The following is a 22,233-nucleotide window of genomic DNA, read 5'->3' on the forward strand; positions in this document are numbered from 1 at the left end:
ATCCAACAGCTGATCTGGCAAAAGTCAAGTCGGCGCTGGCGGGACGGTGGAAATCGTGTCCCAATATTATTACGCAACGTCCAAGTTCAGGGGGGGCTGCGCGGCTTCATCGCGCAGCGTCCGGTGGGCCGCCATGTTATGCCACGCTATATTCCGCTGGCGGTTCAAGTAGGACGTATTGGACTTGGCTTTCTTCGCGGCGGCGTATAGATGTCGCCATGAAGTTAGTTACTAGCGCTTCAACGACTGGGTTTCTATTTTGTTCTTTTCCGCCGACATGATAGAAATGCTCCCGTGTAAGAATATGATGTTCTGACCACAAGCATTTCACATATTCATTTTCTCGGTAGTCATTGTGATGCCAAGTCGACAAAATGAATTTTCCGGCAAAGCTTGAGAGCCGATCAAAAAGCTCTCGTTCGTGACCATCATCCCATCCGTTGTAATAATCGACGTGCCGATCAATGTATGGCGGATCGCAGTAAATTATATCGTTCGGTGAGGCATCTTGTATCGTCTTATTGAAATCTTGGCATTTGAATGTGAATTCTTTTGCCTTGATGATTTTACTGACCCACGCAACCTGATTGACAATTTTAGTTACATAAGCCGGGGAAAATCGTTGGGGGTTTCTACAAAATGGAATATTGAAACCACCCTTTCTATTGAAGCGAATCATTCCATTAAACCCAGCGCGATTGATGAACAAAAAATCTAGCGGGGAGTGTCCTGCGTTAAATCTTTCCCTGACGAAGTAATAGTGATCTTCGCCTTTTGACAACAACAATTCCCCTTCGCGGGTAAGAAATTCCTTGACCACTTCAGGAGTTATTTTGCCTGACGCTATGCTGGCGTAGAAATTAACAAGGTGTGGGTTTGAGTCACACAAGACAGCACGCTGTGGCGCGACATTGAAAGCCACGGCTCCAGTACCCATGAATGGTTCAATCCATGTGCCGTTAAAGTCACTCGGAAGAATGCTTTGTATCCAAGGAACGAGTTTCGTCTTTATGCCCTGTGATTTGATCGGCGGCACACCAACTTTAATGGTCATTCTTCGTCGTTCCTTTTATCGACTATCAGGGAAACATCACCGTTCTTGTATTCGACAAATTCTCGAAGCGTGGATATTTTCTTGGTGCCACCTTTTCCGTCTTGGACAGTAATCTTCTTGTAGTTCATCCAGTATTCGTCAAACCAATTCTCTCCGAGCTTCGAGAACATTCCCTTGCCCGCGATGATGTCGGCTATGTTTTTTATGCTGCCGATGTTGGCTGTGTTGCCGCTTCCGCCCTTATCGCTTGCAATCTTCCATTTTTCTGTAACAAAGAAATAAAAGTTTCGTGCCACGGAAGTGATTGAGTGCAACTCATCAATTCCATGGGCTCTTGTTTCGTCGATTGTCACCCCCTCCGCCCTGTCATAAATGATGCCAAGGCAGAAATGGCCTGAGTAGCTCCCGTAGGGAAACTGGATGTTCTTCGTGCTGGTTCTATTCTCGAAATATTCGCCATGCGAGCCAAGCGTAAAACCGTTGCATAGGTGTGGCTTTTTGGGGTTTCTGTATGTGGTCTTGAAATCAACGGCAAACTTTATGGACTCATCGTTTGCTTTGACAAACGAAATGTCCGGGTAGTAATTCTGATGCTCTGCGAGCACAACTTTGTACCCGTTGGCCCGAGCAAACGCGAGAATCTTCGGAAAGAGGTGTATCTCAAGAATCTTCGATACGATCTTTGTGTCTGACGAGATTGTATAAACGTTCTTGAAGATGTCGACAAATCCTTTGACCGTCCATTGACCATCGTCACTGCTGACGTGACCTCGTAGTTCGGTGACGAACTGTTCCAGTTTTCGTGCGAATTTTGCTTTTTCAGTCATCTGATTACCGCCACAGTGAGAGCCAAGCGGTCATGTTACAGGTTACGCTATCAGACAGGAAACGCATGATGGCCTGCGAGGCATAACGTTCAAGGTCATCGGCGCTGCGTGGCTTTATCGCGCAGCGTCCGTGTGGACTGCCGGATTGGGGCTTGGCTATCAACATAAGCGTCGAGAAGCCGACGAATCATGCGCTGGTACTGCGTGTGATGCTTCGAGGCCTCCGACTTGAAGAACTCAATGCTCTTCTTGCTCAGAGACAAGGTTACCTTCACACCTTCTTCACGAAATGCCAATTCGGCCGGCGAAGGAAGGAAGTCGGCAACCACCTTAACTTTGCCAAGGGGTTCATCGGTGTATTTGATTTTAGTTCCGGCATAACGCCGACGAGCGTCGGCATTAGCCTTCTTTGAAACTCCGCTACGCTGCGCTTTCGTGATCATAGATCGCCTTTCCTTTGCGCCAATAACCGGCACCGATGATTCGAATAACCGAAGCGCGGTAGGTGAACCGCACCGTGAGTACGCCGCCATCAACCTCACCGAAGCAATAAAACCGTTCTTCGATTTGGCTGTGCGCCTCGTCCTTGGCTATCACGCGCTGCGGGTCCGCAAAGGCGTATTAGGCACGGGAGAAGGAGACCCCGTGCTTTCCCTGATTCTCGGCGTCCTTGTCGGGGTCCCAATCAAAGCGGGTTTTAGCCATGGGCGCAGAGTATCACTAGTCATGGCTTTGAAGGTGCAAAAATACAACATTAGGAATCAATCGCTTGCGATGTTGAATCTGGTGTGGACCGCCCAACTTTCCCTAGCCTGGGCTTTGCTAGCCCAGCAAAATCAAGACATTGAGCGCAAGCACTTTTTGTGACCTTCAAAGCCATGGTATCACTAGTCCATACAAAAAGCCATACGTTGATATGGTGGGCAGGGCAATCGCATGAATCTTATACAAGACCGAGGAGCTCGGAGCGATAGCGGTCGGAAGTGGCAGCGATGAAACGTCGCGCTCTGATTCCGCCCTTGCGCTTGATGGGATCAAGGCGAATGAGGTTGAGGGTGATGTGCTTGAGGATGGCGAGGTTGTGAGCGGCGTGCCTGGTACGGACACGCATTTGGTCGTCCGCAAAAGCGACGTCCATGCACCAGTGAAGACGGTTCTCGACAGCCCAGTGATCTCTCACCGCACGAGCCAGGCGGTTGGCGTCCGCCGGCAGGCTGCTGATGTAGAAGCGCCGTTCAAAAGACGTCTTGCCCTTGATCCAACGTTCCGCCTCGATGACAGCGAAGGATTTCAGGTCGGGCCATTGCTCCGGTTTGGCCAGACAGTCCGGTTGAGTGAAGGCAAAGCCGCGCCGGGTTTCCAGCCGACCGTGACTCTTCTCCACCGTTTCGGTGAAGGTGTGCGGGGTCTGTTCCGGCGCGACCAGGAATTGGTCGAAGAATTCCCGCATCGAATCGGCCAGCGTGGGTTGGTTCGCTTTGACGGCCAGAATGTCATCCGCGCCCCGATCACGGATAGCCTGGGCAATGCTCGCTTGGGTGCCCATCGCATCGATGGTCACGATGCACCCCTCCAGCGCCAGGGTGGCCAGCAATTCCGGAATCGCCGTCTTCTCGTTCGACTTCTCCGCCGTGGCACGCTGTCCCAGCACCAGCCCGGCATCGGCGGCAAAGGCGCTGACCAGATGCAAGGGCGTGGCGTCGACCTTACCCGAGCGACGACGGGTCTTGCCGTCTATGGCGACCACCCGGTCGGCGCCAAGTGCCGGAAGAATCGTACCGACCCAACGACGAAACGCCGCCTCGAATTCGTCCGGATTGATCAAGCCAAACAATCGTCCGAAGGTGTCATGCGACGGAATACCGTTCTCCAGCTTCAGATACTGGTGCAACCAGTCCAGCTTCTCGTTCGCCCACAACTCGATATCGACAAAGGTGTTCGCCCCTACCAGTACCGCATTGACGGCCACCACCAGCAGTTCGACCAGGTCATGCTTGACTTTGCGCGCCTGCCGTGGATCTCTGATCGTTACGAATACGTCCGCCAGCCGCAACTTGCTTTCCGTCTCCATGGCTCACCCCAAAAAGACAGAAAACTACACAAATCTACCTTCCGTGGGCAGCCCCCTTGCAACCTCTTGATCGTGAACGACTATTTTCAGGCGTCCACGACAACGTCATTCATGCGATTGCCCTGGGCGGCGCGGTTGCCATTCGTCGGGCGTCGGCGTGTAGAATTCGGGCCTTTCATCCACCCGAGCCTCACAGGAACATCATGACCGTCCGCACCCGCTTCGCTCCCTCGCCGACCGGCTATCTGCACGTCGGCGGCGCCCGCACCGCGCTCTTCTGCTATCTCTATGCCCGCAAACACGGCGGTCAGTTCGTCCTGCGCATCGAGGACACTGATCTGGAGCGCTCGACGGCCGAGTCGGTCAACGCCATCCTGGAGGGCATGACCTGGCTCGGGCTGGACTATGACGAGGGGCCGTTCTATCAGACCCAGCGTTTCGACCGCTACAACCAGGTCATCGACGAGCTGCTCGACAAGGGACTGGCCTACCGTTGCGACTGCCCGAAGGAGCGGCTGGAGAAGCTGCGCGTCGATCAGATGGCGCGCAAGCAGAAACCGCGCTATGACGGCTGCTGCCGCAACAAGCAGGTCGATCCGAGTCAGCCGCACGTCATCCGCTTCAAGAACCCCGCCGACGGCGTGGTGATCGTCGACGACCTCATCCGTGGCCGGATGCCGTTCGCCAACGAGGAACTCGACGATCTGATCATCCGTCGCAGCGACGGCACCCCGACCTACAACCTGAGCGTGGTGGTCGATGACGCCGACATGCAGATCACCCATGTCATCCGGGGCGACGACCATATCAACAACACCCCGCGTCAGATCAATATCCTGCGCGCGCTCGGTTTCGAGCCGCCGCGTTACGCCCATGTGCCCATGATTCTCGGCGACGATGGGACGCGGCTGTCGAAGCGTCACGGGGCGGTGAGCGTCATTTCCTATCGCGACATGGGCTATCTGCCCGAGGCGCTGCTGAACTATCTGGTGCGTCTCGGCTGGTCGCACGGCGATCAGGAGATCTTCTCGATCGAGCAGATGATCGAGCTGTTCGACATCTCCGACGTCAACAAGGCCGCCTCCAGCTTCAACACCAGCAAGCTTGACTGGCTCAATCAGCAGTATCTGCAACAGGCCGATCCGGCGCGCGTGGCGCGTCTGCTCAGTCCGCACATGGGGCGGCTCGACATCGATCCCTCGACCGGGCCGGATCTGGTCGATGTGGTCAAGGCGCAGGCCGCGCGCGCCAAGACGCTGGTCGAGCTGGCCGAGATCAGCGCCTTCTGCTATCGCGATTTCGACGAGTTCGACGAAGGTTCGGCCAAGAAGCATCTGCGTCCGGTAGCGCGCGAGCCGCTGGAGAAGCTGCGTGCCGCCTTCGAGCTACTGGCGTTCGAAGACTGGACACCCGAGCAGTTGAAGCATGTGGTCGAGGGTGTGGCCGAGGAGTTGCAGCTCAATCTGGGCAAGGTCGCCCAGCCGCTGCGCGTGGCCATCGTCGGGCGGGCCGCGTCTCCCGGTATCGAGGAGACGCTGATGCTGGTCGGCAAGGAGGCGACACTGCGTCGTATCGACAAGGCGCTGGGCTATATCGCCACGCGCGGCGGTGAGGCTTGATGCCGGAGTCGTGAGGCGGAAAGCGGCGGGTACGTCCGAGCCTCGCGCCCACTACTCGGCGGGCGCGTCGAGCGCGAGCCGGAAGCCGACGAAGACGTAGCGCGTCTCGGGGAAGTTGCGATTGCGGTAGGCCGCGCGCACCAGCGCCGGACCGCTGTTCCAGGCGCCGCCGCGCATGACGCGCGGCAGGTCGATCTCGGACGGGGCGCAGAGCCGCTCGACGCCCTGATAGTCGGCGTCGTATTCCGAGCAGGTCCACTCCCAGACATTGCCCAGCATGTCGTACAGCCCCCAGGCATTGGGGGCGAAGGCGCCGACCGGCGCGACCCATTCGTACCCGTCGTCGCAGTCGAAGCCGAACTCCCAGCCCTGTCCCCGGTCGGCCGCGTTCGCGTTGCGACAGGGGACGGCGTTCGGAGTCGCGTCCCAAAAGCGCGCGGTCGAGGTGCCGGCGCGGGCGGCATATTCCCATTCGGCCTCGGTCGGCAGCCGGAAGCTGTGCCCGGTCTCCTGGTTGAGCCAGCCGATATAGGCCTGCGCGTCGTTCCAGCTCACGCAACTCACCGGGTGACGGTCGTCGTTGGCTTGATACCGGTTGGGTTGACGCCAGTTCGCCTTGTCCCTCAACCCCCAAGGATCGGCGCTGTCGTCGCGGTCGAAAGACTCGCAGCCCTTTGAGTCGCCGGTGTCGCGCTCCGCTTCGGTCCGATACCCGCTGGCGGCGACGAAGCGCTCGAACTGGGCGACCGTGACCTCATGGGGTGCGAGCCGGAAGGACTCGACACAGACCTGATGCCGGCGTTCGTCGGATTCGCGCCCGATCTCGTCCTCGGGGCTGCCCATGTCGAAGCAGCCGGACGGGATCTCGACCATGGCCGGAAAGAAGGCGCGGCGCCGTTCGAGATCCGCGCTCAGGTCGGCGAGCCGCGTGTCTTCGGGGGCGAGGACGCGCAGCCGCTCCAATTGCGCGGCGGCCTCATCGAGCCGGTAGCGCCCGAGCAGGGCCGTGATCGAGGCCACGCGCTCATCGGCGACGCGGATCAGATGATTGCGCGCCTCGCGCACCAGGGTGGCGATGACCTTCGCGCGCAGTGCCGTCAGGCCCGGATGCTCGGGAGCCAGCGCCAGCCCTTCGTCGATCAGGGCGAAGGAGCCCGGATAGTCGCCCTGGTCGTGGCGGACGATGGCCTGCTCTTGGAGCTGTTCGAGGCGTGTCCGACGCTCGCGGGTCCGATCGATCGTCTCCAGCAGGGCCGTCAGGTCGGGATGGTCCGCGACCAGCGCCAGCCCTTCGCGCGCCTGGCGCTCGGCGGTGTCGAGATCGCCGCGCTGCTGTGCCTCGCGTGCCGTCTTCAGCAGGCGCTCGGCATCGAGCCGCCGACGCTCGGCCAGACGCCCCTGGATCCGAATGCGCAGCGACAGCAGTTCGGAATGACGTGGGTCCAGGCGCAGGCCCTCCTCGACCGCCTGCGAGGCCGCCTCGACACGATCCTCGGCCAGCGCCCGCCGTGCCTCGTCGAGCTGCCGTCCGACCGAGATCCCGCGCTCGATCAGGCCGCGCAGGGCGAGCAGACGCGCATCGTCCGGCGTGGTGGCGAGCGCAAGCCGGATGATCTCCTGGGTCTGTTCGATCTGGCCGCGTCGATAGTGGTCGATGGCCAGGGCCTCGTATTGGGTCGCCGTGGCCGGCCGTTCGGGCTGTGCGGGCGGAAGCTGGGCGAGGATGTCGGTCGGATCCCTGTCCAGTCCGATTGTCCGAGGATTGAACCCGAGATAGACCCCGAGTCCCGACACCAGGACGAGTGCGAGCGCCAGGAACAGGGGCCGGCGGACCGAACGCCTGGGTCGCGATGCCGTCTCGGGTTCGGATTTGGGTTCCGGACCGGGCTCGGGTGCCGGTGCCTCGCCTTTGGTCTCGTCGCGCCGGATCAGACGGGTGGCGTCATAGGACTCGCCGCCCGCTCCCTCCAGCGCCTCCAGGGCGCGGATGAGCTGACCGGCGCTGGCGAAGCGCTCCTCCGGTTTCTTGGCGATGAGCCGGTCGAGGATCGGCTGATAGAGGGCCAGAGGCTCGGGCAGGCGCGGAATGGGATCCTGGCAGTGCTTCATCGCCAGGCTGACTACGTCGTCGGCCTCGTAGGGCAGACGCTGGGTCAGCATCTCGTAGAAGAGCACGCCCAGACTGTAGAGATCGGAACGCGGGTCGAGCGGCCGGCCCAGGCTCTGTTCCGGACTCATGTAGCGCGGACTGCCGATCACCATGCCGTAGCGGGTGAGCTGCATCGACTCGGCATCGCGCGTGACGGCGCGCGCGATACCGAAGTCGGTGAGTACGGGCGTGCCGTCGGTGCGAAAGAGGATGTTCTGCGGTTTGACGTCGCGGTGGATGACGCCGCGCGCATGGGCCACCGCGAGCGCCTCGGCGACCTTGCGGGTGATGGCGACGGCTTGTCCGACCGGCAGTGCGCGCGCGATCTCTTCGGCCAGGGTGCCGCCCGGCAGGTACTCCATCGAGAAGTAGTGATAGCCGTCCGCCGTGCCGAAGTCGTGGATGGTGATGATCTGCGGGTGCGCGAGCTGGGCGATGATCCGCGCTTCCTTGATGAAGCGCGAGGTGAAATCGTCGCCGGCCATGGCCAGGGGCTTCATCACCTTCAGCGCCACGTCGCGCGCGAGACTGTCCTGACGCGCCAGATAGACGGTGGCCATGCCGCCTTGGCCGAGCTCGCGAACGATGGTGTAACCTGGGATCTTCACTGAGTGTGGGGCTGTCGGACACAGCGTCCGCGACGTTGATGCGCTTGCCGGCGGTGTTTGCAGAGTTCGGGCATGATATATCGACTGCGAGGGGGACGGTGTGGAAATAAGAGTTCGTGTCGTGCGTCGTGATGGGCTGGGCCGCCCGCGCGAGGTGCCGCTGACGGTGAGCGAGTCCGGTATCGAGATCGGACGCGCTCTGACCAGTGATCTCTGTCTCGAGGATCACGAGCGGGTCGTCTCCGGACTCCATGCCCGGATCCAGGCGCGCGGGGGCCGGATCTGGCTGACGGATCTCAGCCGCAACGGCACCTGTCTGAACGACAACCCCGCTCCGATTGCGCCACATCGACCGGTGGAACTGCACGATGGTGACCGGCTCATGATCGGCCCCTATGCCGTGCATGTCGCATTCGGAGCCTCGTCGCCGACCGTGTCATTCACCAAGCCGCAACAACCGGCTCCAAACGCTTCGCTTCAAAGCGACGCAACACTTGCATTCTCGGACGAGGCGTCCAGGACCGAGGTGCTGAACGCCGTCGATTCAGGACAGGGCCGCATCGAAGAACCCAAGACCGAAGTCCTGAGCCGGCTCGATCCATGATGATCCGTCAGTTCGGTTCGAGCATTCGATGCAATCGATCGAGATACGGAAGTATGGATTCGATGTGTGCGCCGGGAACTGCGGCGAGAGACTTTCGGGTCGCCTGCAGCGATTGGGCAAAAGGCACGGCAGCAAGGCTTTCCTGTTCCTCGGGGCTCATGGATTGCAGTGAGTCCTCGAACTCATCGAGGTTGATCCGGGCGGTATGGGCGATGTAGGCCCGGATGATCAAGGCCATCTGCTCGGCGAAGGCCTCTGTGGAGGCATAGCCGTTGCGCTGGATGATGCTCAACGCTTCCGGTTTGCCGACGAGTGACTCCTCATGGGTTCGGGGGACAGCAGTGTGGTCAGACTGTCCTCGTGGAACTGGATGCGCGCCTCGGTCGCGGCCAGTCGCATCTCGGCCTCGCGCCGCTCGCCGGCAACGGCCTCCAGCCGCCGCTCGAGCAGGCGCAGTTCGTCCTTGAGCCTGGCCAGTTGCTCGGCCTCGGCGTGCTCGGACTTCTCCACGGCCTTGAGTTCGCGCTCGATCTCGCGGGCGGTCTGACCTTCGGAGGGGCGCGCCGAGCGTGACCAGAAGCTGCGCTTGCGCGTCTCCTCGGCCCTGGCCTCTTCGGCCTGACGCCAGGCCAGTTGCTCGCGCAGCGTCGCGGCCCGATGGCTCAAGTCACCCAGCTCGACCTCGCAGACGGCGATGCCCGAGCGCGTCGCGGTGATCTCGTCCTCCAGCTTGCGTGTGCCCTCACGCAGACTCTGGCGCTCGGCGCGCTGCTTGGTCTCGAGCGTGCGCAGACGGGTCAGCTCCTCGCGCGCAGCGTTCACCAGGGCCTTGCGGTTCTCGTGCCGGTGGCGCTGTTCGATCTCGGCGAGCTTGCGCTGATGGGCCAGTTGCTCCGTGACCTCGGCCTGACGGACGCGCGCCTGACTGCGCTCGCGCACATGCTCGATCTCCTGCTCGCGCAGACGGATGGCTTCGAGCGCCTGCTGATGCTCCTGCTCCAGACGCTCGCGCTCGCGCCGGATCTCCTCCTCCTCGTGCAATCGGCGCAGGTTCCAGTCCTGACGCGCCTTCTGGAGTTCGACGGCGAGCTGGATGCGCCGCTGGTCCTTGAGCGCCTTGGTCTCGGTCGATAGTTGCGCCTGGAGCTGATTGGTGCGCACCTCCAGTTCGCGCTCGAAGGCCGCCAGCTCGCGCTCGCGCCGTCGGCGCGCGAACAGCAGCTCGTCCTCCAGGTTCTCACGCCGATGGGCGAAACGATCGCGCTCCAGCTCGCGCTCGGCCAGATAGCGCAACAGCGGCTCGCGCACCTCGATGATGGCCTGACGCTCGGCGAAGAAGGCCGTGGGGTCTTTTTCATAGGCCAGCCAGAGACGGGTGAATTCGACCGGGTTGAGCCTGTGCCCGCCGGCATCGAGCGGCGCGAATCCGGGGATGTCGTCGAGTCCGCCCTCCAGATATTTGCGGTACTGCATCTGGATGGTCTCGCTGTAATAGGCGCGCACCGACCCCGGCTCGAACAGCTTGAGCGCGATCAGCGACAGGAAGAGCACGCCGAGCGTGGCCTGGGCGAAGCCCTCGACCGTCTCGAAATGCGGCACGCCCTGTTCCTCCGGGCTGTCCCGGAGCGCCTGGAGCGCCTTGGAGCGGGTGGCGAAGGTCAGACGCGGCGGATTGGGTTCGAGCTGCCGGGCCGCGAGTTCGGCGGCGATGCCGTCGACACGCTTCTGGTGCTCCTCGCCGAGCCGTTGCAGGGTCTCGGTGCGTTCGCGCAGTGTGCGCTCCCACTCGCCGAGACGTTGATCGATTTCGCTCACGCGCGCATCCAGCTCGGACTGTTTGGCCTCCAGTTGGCCGGCGAGCAACTGAGCATTGGCTTCCCATTTGCGCGCCTCGGGTCCGCGGCCCGCCGGACGTCCGTCGCGCCCCAGGATCTCGTCGCCGACGCGCGCCTGGGTCGCGGCCAGATCACGGCGCAGCACCTCCAGTTCGGGGGCGAACTCGGTCTCGATCTCGGTGCGGCGCCGGCGCTCGCGCGCGATCGACTCGGTCAGGCGCTCGATCTCGCGCGCCAGCGGCTCGACGCGCGCACGGTGGTTCTCCTCGATCTGGGCGGTGCGCTCGGCGATCCGGGCCTTGAGCTGAGCGTCGCGATCGGCGTAATACTGTTCGACCCGGCGCTGATGATAGTTGCTGATGTCGTCGGTACGGATGAGCTTGCCGAGGAAGGGCGCGGTCACATAGAGCGAGAGCGCGACGATGGCCAGCCGGGCGAGAAAGCCGAACAGCCAGCGCACCAGGGCCATGAAACCCTGATTGGCGCCCGGATTCCAGCGGCGCGCGCGCACCATCGGGCGCTCGGACATCACCAGCGAGGCATCGATGATCCAGACCACCGAGAAGATCAGTACGAACAGCAGCAGCCCGATGAAGGGCTGGAGCCAGGCGCTGTCCTGAGGGACGATGCTCGCCCCGACCAGTCCCCAGACGATGCCCTCCAGGGTGGCCATCAGCAGGATGATGGTCCAGGCGAAGCCCAGCCACACCCGCGCGGCGGGCGTCAGCAGGCTGTCGCCATAGGGTTTCAGACGCAGATGATCCCACACCCGCCGCGCGGTGAAGGGATGGTCGGCCCGGCTCTCCATGGTCATCGTGGTCGGTCTCTCGATGGATACGACGATTCGAGGTGGATAGTGTAACCGCGTTCGCTGGGGTCGGTCCTTTGGTCACTCTCGGTCGCTTTGGTTCAAGGTCGCTTGCGTCGCCCCGTGCCTCGCACGCATCATGTCGGGCTTCGTAACGCACCCAGAGGCCGCCATCTCCAATGGATCGACTGACCCTGACTTCCATCATCGCTTCCGCCGCCTTCCTGATCTTTCTGATCGTGACCCTGACCTGGCACAACGACGAACTGCGCCCCCGCGTCTGGCAACTCAACGAGGTGCTGGAGCAGGATCCGATGCTCGCGGAATATCCCTATGACTTCAAGGTGCTGCTCTTTCTCAACGGCGTCGTCACCCTGACCAGCCCCCATGCCTCCGAAGCGCCGCTCAGACCCTTTCTGAATCGCATCGATCCGTCGCTGGCCGACAAGCCCGCCGACGCCCCCGAGGTGGTCGAGGCCGAGCGCCGCTTCCGCGCCGTCGAGATGCAGGCGATCCAGGTCATGCTCAGTCAGCCCGACGTGGAGTCGGTGATCTGGTCGCTGGATCGGGCCTGGTATCACAAGAACCGTGTGCCGCTGGCCAAGTGAAGCTCCACGGGTGGGATGAATGGGCCACTTCCATGTCTTGATCGGTCTCGGCGGGTTCGTCCTGCTGGTCGTGCTGATCGATCTGGCGCGGGCGCTTGGCCGGCGTCGTCCGCGACCCTATGTCTTACGCGCGCCACTGCTGGACGTGCCCGAACGCGCCCTGCTGGCCGTCCTGGAGCACATCCTGGGCGCGGACTACCGCCTGCTGGTCCGGGTTCGCGCCTCCGAGGTGCTGGACATCGCGCCGCGTCTGCGGCGGCGTGAGCGTGAGCGGGCCGCCGATCGGCTGGAACGCCATCGTTTCGACGTCCTGATCTGCGAGCGCGAGACCCTGACCCCGCGCTGCGCCCTGAATCTGGCCCCGCGCCGGCTCTGGCGCAAGACGCCGGGCACGGACGGGCTGGACCGGATCTGCAAGACGGTCGGGTTGCCCCTGGTGCGCCTGATCGAGCAGCCGCATTATGCGATCGCCGAGGTCGAGTCACGGGTCCGTGAGGCGCTGTCCGCCTCGGCGCGGCAGGCCCAATCCGCGCCGGGACCGAAAACCGACCTCGCGAAGCCGCGGCTGTTCGATGATGAACCCAGGTTCAGGATCGATCCCGACCTCGAACTCGACGACCCCTGACAGGCTCGAGTGAGAGCTTTTTCCGTGGAGGACGACATTCATGGCAACGGCACGGCGCTTGCGGCTTGGAGTCGTTCTGATCGCCGCGATCTTCAGCCCGTCGCCGGCGGTCTCCGAGCCGCTGAGCGCCGCATCCGGCGATGATCGGGAGGAGGCCGAGGGCGACCGGGACGCGAGGACCGACCTGTTGTCCGTGATCGGTGACGTGTCGGCCCTGGCGACCAAGACACGCCTGAACGCCGACTATGTCCCAGGCATTCTGAGCGTCCTGAACGGCGACGAACTGGTCGCGCTGGGCGCGCGGACCGTCTGGGAGGCCCTGGAGCTGGTTCCCGGCGTGCAGATCGAGCGCAACAACAACGGCGGTCGGCGCGTGGCGATCCGCGGTTTCCAGCACAGCAACGGCAACGTCAAGCTGCTGCTCAACTCGGTGGCGATGAACAACGCCTTCGCCGGCTATTCCAACATCCTCTACATCCCGATCGAGCAGGTGGAGCGCATCGAGGTGATCCGCGGTCCCGGCTCGGCGGTGCATGGCGAGTACGCCTTCGCCGGCGTCATCAACGTCATCACCCGCCAAAATGAAAATCGCGCCTATGTGCACGCCGGAAGCGGTGACACCTATGGGACGGGCGCCGTGCTCTCGGCGCGATCGCCCGACGGCGACTGGCGTCTCAACCTGAATGCCTCGGGCTGGGACCAACAGGGCACCGAGATCACGGCCGGACCCGACCGGCTCCATGTCCTGGGCCAGCGTGAACTCTCCCAAGCGCCGGGCCGCATCAACAATGCCGAGAACCACCGGCTGGCCGTCTTTGCGCTGGATTACAAGAAACTCTCCATGCTTGCGCAGTACAGCCGCAATCAGGGCGGCACCTTTTTTGGCGCGTTGAACGTGCTGCCCGAGCCGAACACGGGCGCGAACGCCTCCCAGGCCGAACAGAGTCTGATCCAGGTGCGCCGAACCTTCGATCCGTTGCCGACACTCAGCACCGAGTTCAAGCTCACTTGGTCGGAATACACCGGCAACTGGTCCGTGGACGTGCTGCCCTCGGGTGTGGCCTTCCCGCTGGGGTCGCAGAACGTCTATCCCGACGGCGTCTTTATCGAAGACTATGTGCGCACCACTCGCCGGGAGGCCGAACTCGATCTCGATTGGAGCGGCTGGAGCGGGCATCGTTGGCAACTGAGTCTCTCATCGGCCGAGATGCGCATCGATGACGCCTGGTGGGTCTTCAACGGCGATGTCGAGACCCTGGAACCGCTCCCGACCGTGCGTCGCTACAGTGGCGACCGGAACTACCTCCAAGAGGGGGCGCGGCGCTCGATCCACAGTCTCGCGTTGCAGGATCAGTTCCGGCTGCTGGGGCCGTTGGCCGTGACGGCCGGTCTGCGCTATGACCGCTACAGCGACGTCGGCGACAACCTCTCACCGCGTCTGGCCGCCGTCTGGACCCTCAGCGACGAACACCTCCTCAAGGCGCAATATGCCGAAGCCTTCTTCCCGCCGACGCTGTATCAGCTCTACGGCAACGCCCGAAGCGGTGTGCGCGACACCTTCTCGCTCGACCCCGAGACCGTGGCCACCACCGAACTCGGTTATATCTTCCGGCGTGGCACCAGCGTCGCGCGCGCCACGCTCTATCACTCCAGGGTCCGGGATCTGATCGTCCTCGAGAACAGCCGCTATGACAACCGCGGCCGGGTGCGGCTCCGGGGCGTCGAGGCGGAATGGGAACAGCGCCTGAGTCCAACCTGGAAACTGACGGCCAACCTCAGTTACGGCGACACCCTGGACGAGGAGACCGGCGGCCCGCTGGTCGGCGCGGCCGATTGGCTGGGCAACCTCGGCCTGCTCTATCGCCCGCGCCCCGACATCCTGCTGAGCGGGCATTGGCGCGTTGTCGGCGACCGCCATCGCTCGGCTGATGACCCACGTGACGACCGACTCCCCGGCTATCAGGATCTGTCGCTGACGTTGAATTGGTTCGACGTCGGCACGCCCGGACTGACCCTGCGCGCGGGCGTCGACAATCTCCTGGGTCAGCAGATCAAGTCGCCTGCCGCCGCCTATACCTACACGGACGATTATCTGCGGCTGGAGGAGCGCACCTGGTGGATACAGATCTCCTACCAATGGCGTTAGCGCGTCCGTGATTCCTGGACCAGGGTCGCCAGACGCAGCAGCTTGGAGCTGATCCGGATACCGGCGCGCGCGGCCGTCTCGCGATTGATCATGGGGTGCAGTCGTCCGTCCTCGCGCACCAGGGACACCATGCCGCCCGCCTGTACCAGATCCTGCGTATCGCCGACGGTGAGCACGGGCGCCTCCCTGACCTCGGCGAGCACCCTGGACATGGACTCAGCCGCCCGATGGTCGAGATAGAGCACATGGCAGCGGCGCCACGCTGTCTGCTCCTGGACGCCGGCGAGCTGCAATGGCCGGCCCGCGACCCGTTCGCCGGCCAGGGTCCGTTGCAGGCTGGCGGACAGCTCCGGGTTGCCGAGCACGCAGTAACGCAGCGGCGCGGACGCCGAGTCGAACGCCGAGGCCGGCCACTGGATGAAGAAGGCGAAGTTGAGCAGAAAGTTCGCGCGCCGGTCGATCTCGTCGAAGGGTTCGTAGTGACGCGCCTCTTCCAGGAAATAGGGCCTGAACCGGATGCCCGAGCGTTCGGCCTGGGTCAGGTTGACGATGGGTAGGACGCGATCGGCCACATGGAGACCGACCACGGCGCCGGCCTCGACGGCGCCATCGAACGGAGAGAAGACGAGCGCACGTTGACGCTCGGACCAGGCGCGCAGGCGATCGGGGGACAGGCCGACGCTTGCGATGAAGATGCCGCCCGGACGCGGGCCGGTATAGGCGTCCAGATCCGCCGCCGAGAGTACCTCGACCCGTAGTCCATGACCGCGAACCGTCACGGACCCGAACTGGGCCGCGACCTGGAGCGCGGGGTTCCTTGAGCCTTCGTAGACCACCAGTACCAGCAGCCGACCGTCCGGGCCGAGCACGGTTTCGAGCGATTCCAGCGCGCCGATACTGACGGGGAAGAGCTTCAGGCCGAGCTGCATCCGCTGCTCGTCCTCATACCACAGGCCCTGTGGATTGCCCAGGGCGTCCAGGGGGGCGAGCAACACCGAAATACAGAGGGCAAGACACAAGAATGTGCCGCGAACGAGGCTGAAGTCAAACCGGGTCGATACGGCGCGTCCTGTCCCTGTCGTCGGTGTCGAATGGCCGATCCGGTCTCGGTCCAGCCCTCTCCTCATGCAGCCTGTATCCCCTGTTGTTTGACATCCTCCCGCCCTGAAGGTCGGATTCACAACGCACCCGCCGCGCGATTCCAGAGCCTATCCAGGGCGCAGACTACCGCATTCCGAGGCGGAGGCACGATGCGAACCCGTGTTCGGTGTCGGATGTGCCGGGCTCAAGCGGTCGGATCGATCCACACGCAGCCGTCCACGACCTTGACCGGAAAGACCCGGATCGGGCAGTCGGCCGGTTCGTCGAGCGGCTCGCCGGTCTCCAGACTGAAGCGGCTGCCGTGCAGCGAGCACTTGATCCGGTCGCCGTCGAGACAGCCGAAGGAGAGCGGATAGTCCTCGTGGCTGCAATTGTCTTCGACGGCATGATAACGCCCGGCGACGTGCGCGAGAATGACATCTCTCCCGGCGACCCTGACCTTGATGAATTTACCGTCGGGGATGGTATCGCAGGCGGCGACGGCGACGAAAGCATCCGACATCAGCGCACCCTCCGCGCCGCGCGGCCCGAGTCGAGCACGTCGCGGACGCGATCGGCGGCCACTTCCAGCGAACGCTCGCGTCCCAGATGCCACAGGATGAGCGCCCCGGTGCAGACCAGGCTGTCGTAGGTCGGGCCCTTGGCCCCATCGAGCGCCGCCAGTCCGGCCTCAGCCGCCGCCTGAGCCGTGGCCTCGATATCGACCGCCACCGCAATCTCGTCGCCCGGTCGGGTGGTCTGGGGCAGATCCTCGGGCAGGGGCGCCGAGCGCACCGTCTGTTCGATGCCGAGCGCGGTCGGGTCGATCTCGAACGACTGTTCCTCGGAATGATGCTGATAGCTGAAGCAGACGCCCTGCTGCCGCAGCGAGGGGATGACGCCGCCCTCGACGCCCCGGATCAGCAGCGCCGAGTCGAACCCGGCATGACGCGCGAGCATGGCATAGATGCGCGGATAGGGCTTGTGGACATAGCCCGTCACCAGATGGGTGTGCTTGCGCCCGTGGATGGGGCGCGCCAGCACCTCAGTCGTCGTGATGACCTGACGCTTGACGATGGTCGAGCGCAGGTCGACCAGGTTGTGCAGCGGGGCACAGAAGGCGCGCTGGTCGACATAGCTCCAGCCGAGTTCGGGATCGGCGAGGCGCTCGGCGGCCTCGACCGGCGTGAGATCGACCGGCGCCCCGGCCGCCTCCAGCACATGCCGGTGGGTGACGCCGAACTTGGGACCGACCGCGTGCGCGCCATGACTGATACTCGCCACGCCGCATTCGGCCAGCAGCGGCATCAGGAAGGGCGCCGCCGGCAGACAGCGGTTGTAGCCGTCATAGGGATCGGCGATGTCGACCACATCGTCGACATCGGCGACCACATGGCCGGTGGCCTCGCGGATGGCGTCCAGCACGCCCTTCATCTCGTCGTCGGTCTCGCGCTTCATGCGCAGCGCGATCAGGAAGATCCCGGCCTGGACCGGATCGACCGCGCCGTCGAGGATGGCGCGCATTCCGGCGCGCGCCTCGTCGAGCGAAATGTCCTTGGAGAGTTCGGGGCCGGTGGCGATACGCTGGATGATCGAGCGCATCAGGGTCTTGGGGTCATCGGTCTGGGTCATCGGGTTGTCCTCCAGGGAGTATGACTGTCGTCGTCGGTTCACTCGAAGCAAACCATATCGAGCATTCGGGCGGCATTCTCAATACTCAATCGCGGAAGCGCCGCTCCAGGTCGTCATAGGCGTCGATGCGCCGGTCGCGCAGAAAGGGCCAGAGCCGCCGCACCGGCTCGGTGAGCGTCAGATCGACCTCGGCGACCAGGAGCTTGGGCGCTTGGTCGTCGGCCTGGGCGAGGATCTCACCCTGGGGACCGCAGACGAAGGAGCTGCCCCAGAAGCGCGTCCCCGGCGTCAGACCGCTGGGGTCGGACTCGTAACCGACCCGGTTGCAGGCGGCCAGACTCAGACCATTGGCGATGGCGTGCCCGCGCTGGACGGTGATCCAGGACTGGATCCGACGTTGTTGTTCTTCGGGCATGTCGTTGGGATTGGCGCCGATACCGCTCGGTACGAGCAGGATCTGAGCGCCGCCGAGCGCCATGGCGCGCGCCGCTTCCGGAAACCACTGATCCCAGCCCATGAGCACGCCCAGGCGTCCCACGGCGGTGTCGATCGGATTGAAGCCCAGATCACCGGGTGTGAAATAGAACTTCTCGTAACAGCCGGGCATGTCCGGGACGTGCATCTTGCGATAGATGCCCGCGAGCGCGCCGTCGGCGTCCAGGACCACGGCCGTGCTGTGATAGAGACCGGGCGCGCGCTGCTCGAACACCGAGCCGACGATCACCAGTTGCAGCTCGCGCGCGAGCGCGCTCAGACGCTCGGTGGTCGATCCGGGGATGGACTCGGCCAGATCGAACAGATCCGGGTTCTCGGTCTGGCAGAAATAGGGACCGTTGTGCAGCTCCTGGAGCAGCACCAGCTCGCAGCCGCGGATCGAGGCGGCGCGGATGGCGGCCTCGCAGTCCTCCAGATTGGCGGCGGTGCTGCCCTGGTCGGATTGCTGGACGAGCGCGAGTGTCAGTGACGAACGGGGCATGGTGTCGAACCTCGGAATGTTTTGCTTCGGAGCGCAGCCTTGTTTATAACATCGCGCCGAACCTTCGGGGGGTCTACAAGAGCGGGCGCAGGCTGAGATTGGCCGGGACGCGATGTTTTCATGGGGCGCGAGACACATGGCCAATTTTCAGACACATCTCAATATCGGCATCCTCGTCAGTGCCGCCGCCACGCTCTCGCTGCATGTGGCCGGCTTCATCGAGCAGTCGCAGATGCCGGTCCTGTTCGCACTCGGCGTGGCCGGCAGTCTGCTGCCGGACATCGACCTGGAGCGCTCCAGGCCGACCGGACTGCTGTTCAACGTCCTGGGGGTCGTGCTGGCCTTCGCCGTCACTCTGCCGCTGACGGTGCGTTTTCAGCCGCTGGTGCTGGCGGCGATCTGGGGCACGGTCTTTCTGGCGGTGCGCTATGGCGTGCTGAAGGTCTTTTCGAGCTTCACCGTCCATCGCGGGGTCTGGCACTCCTGGCTGGCCGTCGCCGCCGTATCGATGGCGATGACCAATCTCGCCTACTGGGTGTGGGAGCACTCGGCCGAGCGTGCCTGGATCGCCGGTCTGATGGTCGGCCTCGGCTATCTGACCCATCTGGTGCTCGACGAATTTTCGAGCGTCGATCTGTTCAACGCCAAGGTCAAGCGCTCCTTCGGCACCGCGCTCAAGCCGATCAGCCTGAAATATCCCTGGAGCACCCTGGGCATGGCCGCTGTGCTCGCCGGCCTGATCTCGATAGCTCCGCCCGTGCGGACCGTGCTGGAGCGGTTCGACCTCGACCCGCAGGCGACCCTGGCCGGGCTGGAGACCTGGCTGCGCGAGGCGGCGCACTGGGCGTTCGGTCATCTGAACGAATGGTGGGCGCAGTTGAGCCGGCAGCTTCCGCTAGAGCGGCTACGCGGCTGACGGTGGCCGACGCGCGATGGCGCGCGGCGCTGTACTCAGGGGCTGGGGTGCGCTAGATTATCGACCCTTTGCCTCGCGGCGCTCGGTCGCGGGTCGACGACGCTAACACCAGCCTCCAGCAGGCGCGATTCAGACAAACGATCTCGGGGCTATGGATCTCAACTTTCTCGACTTTGAACAACCCATCGCTGAGCTCGAGGCGAAGATCGAGGAGCTTCGGCTGGTCGGGCACGACAATGCACTCAACATCCAGGAGGAGATCGAGCGCTTGCAGGCCAAGTGCCGGACGCTGACCGAGTCGATCTTCTCCTCGCTCACACCCTGGCAGATCTCGCAGTTGTCGCGTCATCCGCAGCGTCCCTATCTGCTCGACTACGTGCGGCGGATCTTCGACGAGTTCCACGAGCTGCACGGCGATCGCACCTTTGCCGATGATCCGGCCATCGTCGGCGGACTGGCTCGGCTCGACGGGCGTCCGGTCATGGTCATCGGGCATCAGAAGGGGCGCGACACCAAGGAGAAGATTCTGCGTAACTTCGGGATGCCGCGTCCCGAGGGCTATCGCAAGGCGCTGCGTCTGATGGAGATGGCCGAGCGCTTCCGGCTGCCGATCCTGACCTTCATCGACACGCCGGGCGCCTATCCGGGCGTCGGCGCCGAGGAGCGCGGTCAGAGCGAGGCGATCGCACGCAATCTGCGCGAGATGTCGCGTCTGCGCACGCCCATCCTCAGCACTGTGGTCGGGGAGGGCGGTTCGGGCGGTGCGCTGGCCATCGGTGTGGGTGACTGGCTCGGCATGTTGCAGTTCAGCACCTACTCGGTGATCTCGCCGGAGGGTTGTGCCTCGATCCTGTGGAAGAGCGCCGACAAGGCGCAACTGGCCGCCGAGGCCATGGCCATCACCTCCGACAAGCTCATGGAACAGGGGCTGATCGACGAGGTCATCCAGGAGCCGTTGGGCGGCGCGCATCGCAACCCGGACGCCATGTCCAAGACGCTCAAGCAGGCGCTGCTGGCGCGTCTGGAGACGCTCGACAAGATCGACATGGATGCACTGATCGCGGCGCGTTACAAGCGTCTGATGGGCTTCGGGCGTTTCAAGGAAGCTTGATCCGGGCGGTGGTGTCCGCAATGACGTGACGAGCCTGTTTACGCCCGAAGCGTTGCTGGAGCGCCTCGCCCCCTTGGGCGCGGTCCCGCGTTACTGGATCGCCTACAGCGGCGGGCTGGATTCCAGTGTTCTGCTGGATGCCTTCGCCGCAATCCGCGAGCGGCTGGCGGGCGAAGACTCATCCGATCGGCTCATGGCCGTGCATGTCGATCATGGGCTGCAAGCGGCCTCGGCCGACTGGGCCGAACACTGTGCCGCGCACTGTGCCGCGCTGAATATCCGGCTCCGGATCGAACGTCCGACCTCGGCACCCAACCCCGGCGGGAGCCTGGAAGCCTGGGCGCGCGAGGCGCGTTACGCCAGCTTCCGTCGTCTGCTCGCGCCGGGCGACCTCCTGCTCACCGCCCAGCATCGCGACGATCAGGCCGAGACCCTGTTGCTGGCGCTGTTGCGCGGCAGCGGGCCGCATGGACTGGCCGCCATGCCGGTCGTCGCCCCGCTCGGCGCCGGACGGCTCGTCAGACCCCTGCTCGACTTCAGTCGCCAAGCGCTCGTCGACTATGCATACCGCCGGGAGCTCGACTGGATCGAGGATCCCAGCAACGATCACACCGCCTTCGACCGCAACTATCTGCGCCACCGCGTACTGCCGCTGTTGCGTGCGCGCTGGCCGTCGGCGGACGCGACCCTGTCGCGCAGTGCGCGCCATTGCGCCGAGGCCGCCGAACTGGTCGACCAGTACGCCGTTCGATCGCTCGCCGAAGCGCGCGGCGCCCGGCCGGGCGCGCTCTCACTGGCCGCGCTCGCGCGCCTCGACCGGCCGCTGCGCAAGGCCGTGGTTCGGCTCTGGCTGGTCGAACGTGGTTTCAGGCTACCGGATACGCGGCATCTCGACCGCCTGCTCGACGAGCTCCCCGCCGCCCGCGACGATGCCAATCCGTGCGTGGCCTGGAGCGGGTGCGAGGTGCGACGCTATCGCGGCGACATGCTGGCCTGTCGCCCGCTGCCGCCGCTGCCGAGTGAGACATGCATCCTCTGGCGCATCACCGGTGAGCACGGCATCCTGGAACTGCCGGCGGGATTCGGGCGACTGGAGTGGCGCCGGCACCCTGGTTCCGGCTCGTCGGAGGCGCCTCCCACCCCGATGCGAGACCTCGACACTGCACCGTCATGCAAGGGTGCTATGAAGGCGGTCGAGCTCCGGGTTCGCTTCGGTCGGCTCGGCGACTCCTGCCGGAGTGCGGCGAACCGACCGCGCCGAGCGTTGAAAAAGCGCTTCCAGGAGGCCGGCGTCCCGGTCTGGCTCAGAGGTCGTCTGCCCCTGATCTTCCAGGGCGAACGGCTCATCGCCATCGCCGGGGTCGGTGTTTGTCATGGCCCCGCCGACGGGATCGGGCTAAGCTTGATTTTGTCATGGTCCGGATTTTCCTGGGAGCCGGATTGGCCCGGACTGCGACGATCGCTGAATGTCTGTGTTCCCGCAGACACCGGGGCCGGGAAAGCCTGAGATGTTCGTGTGGGGGTCGTGCGCGCCATCGAAATGGGCGGTCGCGGTCTTTGGAAA

General features: G+C 63.7%; 21 protein-coding genes. 9 read left to right on the forward strand and 12 right to left on the reverse strand.

Going from position 1 to position 22,233, the window contains the following annotated elements:
• Window positions 1–136: 136 nt before the first annotated feature.
• The 4 genes from Atep_RS01960 to Atep_RS16370 form a co-directional block, all read right to left on the reverse strand.
• On the reverse strand, window positions 137–1,054 hold the full coding sequence (locus Atep_RS01960) for a DNA adenine methylase (protein ID WP_236786359.1): 918 nt from the start codon (window positions 1,052–1,054) through the stop codon (window positions 137–139).
• Window positions 1,051–1,881, reverse strand: coding sequence for an EcoRV family type II restriction endonuclease (locus Atep_RS01965; protein ID WP_213379954.1), 831 nt, complete (start codon window positions 1,879–1,881; stop codon window positions 1,051–1,053). The genes Atep_RS01960 and Atep_RS01965 overlap by 4 nt, the downstream gene beginning before the upstream one ends.
• Before the next feature lie 95 nt (window positions 1,882–1,976).
• Window positions 1,977–2,324, reverse strand: coding sequence for a CopG family transcriptional regulator (locus Atep_RS01970; RefSeq protein ID WP_236786362.1), 348 nt, complete (start codon window positions 2,322–2,324; stop codon window positions 1,977–1,979).
• Window positions 2,302–2,478 (reverse strand): BrnT family toxin, encoded by a 177-nt coding sequence (locus Atep_RS16370; RefSeq protein WP_236786363.1) that lies wholly within the window; start codon window positions 2,476–2,478, stop codon window positions 2,302–2,304. The genes Atep_RS01970 and Atep_RS16370 overlap by 23 nt, the downstream gene beginning before the upstream one ends.
• A 48-nt stretch (window positions 2,479–2,526) precedes the next feature.
• Here Atep_RS16370 and Atep_RS16375 point away from each other — a divergent pair, with 48 nt between their 5' ends.
• Window positions 2,527–2,748, forward strand: a complete 222-nt coding sequence (locus Atep_RS16375; RefSeq protein ID WP_236786365.1) for a hypothetical protein — start codon at window positions 2,527–2,529, stop codon at window positions 2,746–2,748.
• Between the two features lie 76 nt (window positions 2,749–2,824).
• Here the strand turns inward: Atep_RS16375 and Atep_RS01980 are convergent, their stop codons facing one another.
• Entirely contained in the window at window positions 2,825–3,952 is a 1,128-nt protein-coding gene (locus tag Atep_RS01980; RefSeq protein ID WP_213379955.1) for an ISAs1 family transposase, read from the reverse strand.
• Window positions 3,953–4,155: 203 nt separating this feature from the next.
• On the opposite strand from Atep_RS01980, the gene gltX reads away from it, so the two are divergent.
• The gene (gltX, locus tag Atep_RS01985) at window positions 4,156–5,571 is read left to right on the forward strand and encodes a glutamate--tRNA ligase (RefSeq protein ID WP_213379956.1); all 1,416 of its coding nucleotides are present in this window, start codon (window positions 4,156–4,158) and stop codon (window positions 5,569–5,571) included.
• A 51-nt stretch (window positions 5,572–5,622) separates the two neighbouring features.
• Here gltX and Atep_RS01990 read toward each other — a convergent pair whose 3' ends face one another.
• A complete protein-coding gene (locus Atep_RS01990) occupies window positions 5,623–8,328 on the reverse strand; it encodes a bifunctional serine/threonine-protein kinase/formylglycine-generating enzyme family protein (RefSeq protein WP_213379957.1) in 2,706 nt (901 codons plus the stop codon).
• Between the two features lie 121 nt (window positions 8,329–8,449).
• Here Atep_RS01990 and Atep_RS01995 point away from each other — a divergent pair, with 121 nt between their 5' ends.
• On the forward strand, window positions 8,450–8,932 hold the full coding sequence (locus Atep_RS01995; protein WP_213379958.1) for an FHA domain-containing protein: 483 nt from the start codon (window positions 8,450–8,452) through the stop codon (window positions 8,930–8,932).
• Window positions 8,933–8,939: 7 nt separating this feature from the next.
• Here Atep_RS01995 and Atep_RS02000 read toward each other — a convergent pair whose 3' ends face one another.
• Both Atep_RS02000 and Atep_RS02005 read right to left on the reverse strand, forming a co-directional pair.
• The gene (locus Atep_RS02000; RefSeq protein WP_213379959.1) at window positions 8,940–9,224 is read right to left on the reverse strand and encodes a hypothetical protein; all 285 of its coding nucleotides are present in this window, start codon (window positions 9,222–9,224) and stop codon (window positions 8,940–8,942) included.
• The gene (locus Atep_RS02005) at window positions 9,221–11,581 is read right to left on the reverse strand and encodes a hypothetical protein (RefSeq protein ID WP_213379960.1); all 2,361 of its coding nucleotides are present in this window, start codon (window positions 11,579–11,581) and stop codon (window positions 9,221–9,223) included. Before Atep_RS02005 ends, Atep_RS02000 begins: the two co-directional genes overlap by 4 nt.
• Window positions 11,582–11,754: 173 nt before the next feature.
• On the opposite strand from Atep_RS02005, the gene Atep_RS02010 reads away from it, so the two are divergent.
• Genes Atep_RS02010 through Atep_RS02020 form a run of 3 tightly spaced genes read left to right on the forward strand, consistent with a single transcriptional unit; the run spans window position 11,755 to window position 14,954 of the window.
• On the forward strand, window positions 11,755–12,183 hold the full coding sequence (locus Atep_RS02010; RefSeq protein WP_213379961.1) for a hypothetical protein: 429 nt from the start codon (window positions 11,755–11,757) through the stop codon (window positions 12,181–12,183).
• Window positions 12,184–12,202: 19 nt separating this feature from the next.
• Entirely contained in the window at window positions 12,203–12,808 is a 606-nt protein-coding gene (locus Atep_RS02015; protein ID WP_213379963.1) for a DUF2726 domain-containing protein, read from the forward strand.
• 40 nt (window positions 12,809–12,848) lie between these two features.
• A complete protein-coding gene (locus tag Atep_RS02020) occupies window positions 12,849–14,954 on the forward strand; it encodes a TonB-dependent receptor plug domain-containing protein (protein WP_213379965.1) in 2,106 nt (701 codons plus the stop codon).
• Here Atep_RS02020 and Atep_RS02025 read toward each other — a convergent pair.
• The 4 genes from Atep_RS02025 to Atep_RS02040 all read right to left on the reverse strand — a co-directional run bounded on the left by Atep_RS02025 (window position 14,951) and on the right by Atep_RS02040 (window position 18,642).
• On the reverse strand, window positions 14,951–15,973 hold the full coding sequence (locus tag Atep_RS02025) for a TOL_0243 family YfiR-like periplasmic protein (protein WP_213379967.1): 1,023 nt from the start codon (window positions 15,971–15,973) through the stop codon (window positions 14,951–14,953). The genes Atep_RS02020 and Atep_RS02025 overlap by 4 nt on opposite strands.
• A 266-nt stretch (window positions 15,974–16,239) precedes the next feature.
• Complete coding sequence (locus Atep_RS02030) at window positions 16,240–16,557, reverse strand: Rieske (2Fe-2S) protein (RefSeq protein WP_213379969.1); 318 nt, start codon at window positions 16,555–16,557, stop codon at window positions 16,240–16,242.
• Window positions 16,557–17,666 (reverse strand): anthranilate phosphoribosyltransferase, encoded by a 1,110-nt coding sequence (locus Atep_RS02035; protein ID WP_213379971.1) that lies wholly within the window; start codon window positions 17,664–17,666, stop codon window positions 16,557–16,559. The genes Atep_RS02030 and Atep_RS02035 overlap by 1 nt, the downstream gene beginning before the upstream one ends.
• Window positions 17,667–17,751: 85 nt before the next feature.
• Complete coding sequence (locus Atep_RS02040; RefSeq protein ID WP_213379973.1) at window positions 17,752–18,642, reverse strand: carbon-nitrogen hydrolase; 891 nt, start codon at window positions 18,640–18,642, stop codon at window positions 17,752–17,754.
• Window positions 18,643–18,778: 136 nt separating this feature from the next.
• Between Atep_RS02040 and Atep_RS02045 the strand changes: the two genes are divergently transcribed.
• From Atep_RS02045 to tilS, 3 genes are all read left to right on the forward strand, one after another.
• Entirely contained in the window at window positions 18,779–19,558 is a 780-nt protein-coding gene (locus Atep_RS02045) for a metal-dependent hydrolase (protein WP_213379975.1), read from the forward strand.
• A 151-nt stretch (window positions 19,559–19,709) separates the two neighbouring features.
• Window positions 19,710–20,669, forward strand: a complete 960-nt coding sequence (locus Atep_RS02050) for an acetyl-CoA carboxylase carboxyltransferase subunit alpha (RefSeq protein WP_213379977.1) — start codon at window positions 19,710–19,712, stop codon at window positions 20,667–20,669.
• 25 nt (window positions 20,670–20,694) lie between these two features.
• Entirely contained in the window at window positions 20,695–22,176 is a 1,482-nt protein-coding gene (gene tilS / locus Atep_RS02055) for a tRNA lysidine(34) synthetase TilS (RefSeq protein ID WP_213379979.1), read from the forward strand.
• The last annotated feature ends 57 nt before the right edge of the window (window positions 22,177–22,233 follow it).

The organism is Allochromatium tepidum (assembly GCF_018409545.1).
Taxonomy (GTDB): Bacteria; Pseudomonadota; Gammaproteobacteria; order Chromatiales; family Chromatiaceae; genus Thermochromatium; species Thermochromatium tepidum_A.

What these genes read in the sequence shown, in the direction of transcription:
- Atep_RS02045 (WP_213379975.1), top strand. Translation starts at nt 18,779, where the DNA reads ATGGCCAATTTTCAGACACATCTCAATATCGGCATCCTCGTCAGTGCC.
- Atep_RS01965 (WP_213379954.1), bottom strand. Translation starts at nt 1,881, where the DNA reads ATGACTGAAAAAGCAAAATTCGCACGAAAACTGGAACAGTTCGTCACC.
- gltX (WP_213379956.1), top strand. Translation starts at nt 4,156, where the DNA reads ATGACCGTCCGCACCCGCTTCGCTCCCTCGCCGACCGGCTATCTGCAC.
- Atep_RS01970 (WP_236786362.1), bottom strand. Translation starts at nt 2,324, where the DNA reads ATGATCACGAAAGCGCAGCGTAGCGGAGTTTCAAAGAAGGCTAATGCC.
- Atep_RS02040 (WP_213379973.1), bottom strand. Translation starts at nt 18,642, where the DNA reads ATGCCCCGTTCGTCACTGACACTCGCGCTCGTCCAGCAATCCGACCAG.
- Atep_RS02035 (WP_213379971.1), bottom strand. Translation starts at nt 17,666, where the DNA reads ATGACCCAGACCGATGACCCCAAGACCCTGATGCGCTCGATCATCCAG.
- Atep_RS02030 (WP_213379969.1), bottom strand. Translation starts at nt 16,557, where the DNA reads ATGTCGGATGCTTTCGTCGCCGTCGCCGCCTGCGATACCATCCCCGAC.
- Atep_RS02020 (WP_213379965.1), top strand. Translation starts at nt 12,849, where the DNA reads ATGGCAACGGCACGGCGCTTGCGGCTTGGAGTCGTTCTGATCGCCGCG.
- Atep_RS02005 (WP_213379960.1), bottom strand. Translation starts at nt 11,581, where the DNA reads ATGACCATGGAGAGCCGGGCCGACCATCCCTTCACCGCGCGGCGGGTG.
- Atep_RS02050 (WP_213379977.1), top strand. Translation starts at nt 19,710, where the DNA reads ATGGATCTCAACTTTCTCGACTTTGAACAACCCATCGCTGAGCTCGAG.
- Atep_RS02010 (WP_213379961.1), top strand. Translation starts at nt 11,755, where the DNA reads ATGGATCGACTGACCCTGACTTCCATCATCGCTTCCGCCGCCTTCCTG.
- Atep_RS02015 (WP_213379963.1), top strand. Translation starts at nt 12,203, where the DNA reads ATGGGCCACTTCCATGTCTTGATCGGTCTCGGCGGGTTCGTCCTGCTG.
- Atep_RS01980 (WP_213379955.1), bottom strand. Translation starts at nt 3,952, where the DNA reads ATGGAGACGGAAAGCAAGTTGCGGCTGGCGGACGTATTCGTAACGATC.
- Atep_RS01960 (WP_236786359.1), bottom strand. Translation starts at nt 1,054, where the DNA reads ATGACCATTAAAGTTGGTGTGCCGCCGATCAAATCACAGGGCATAAAG.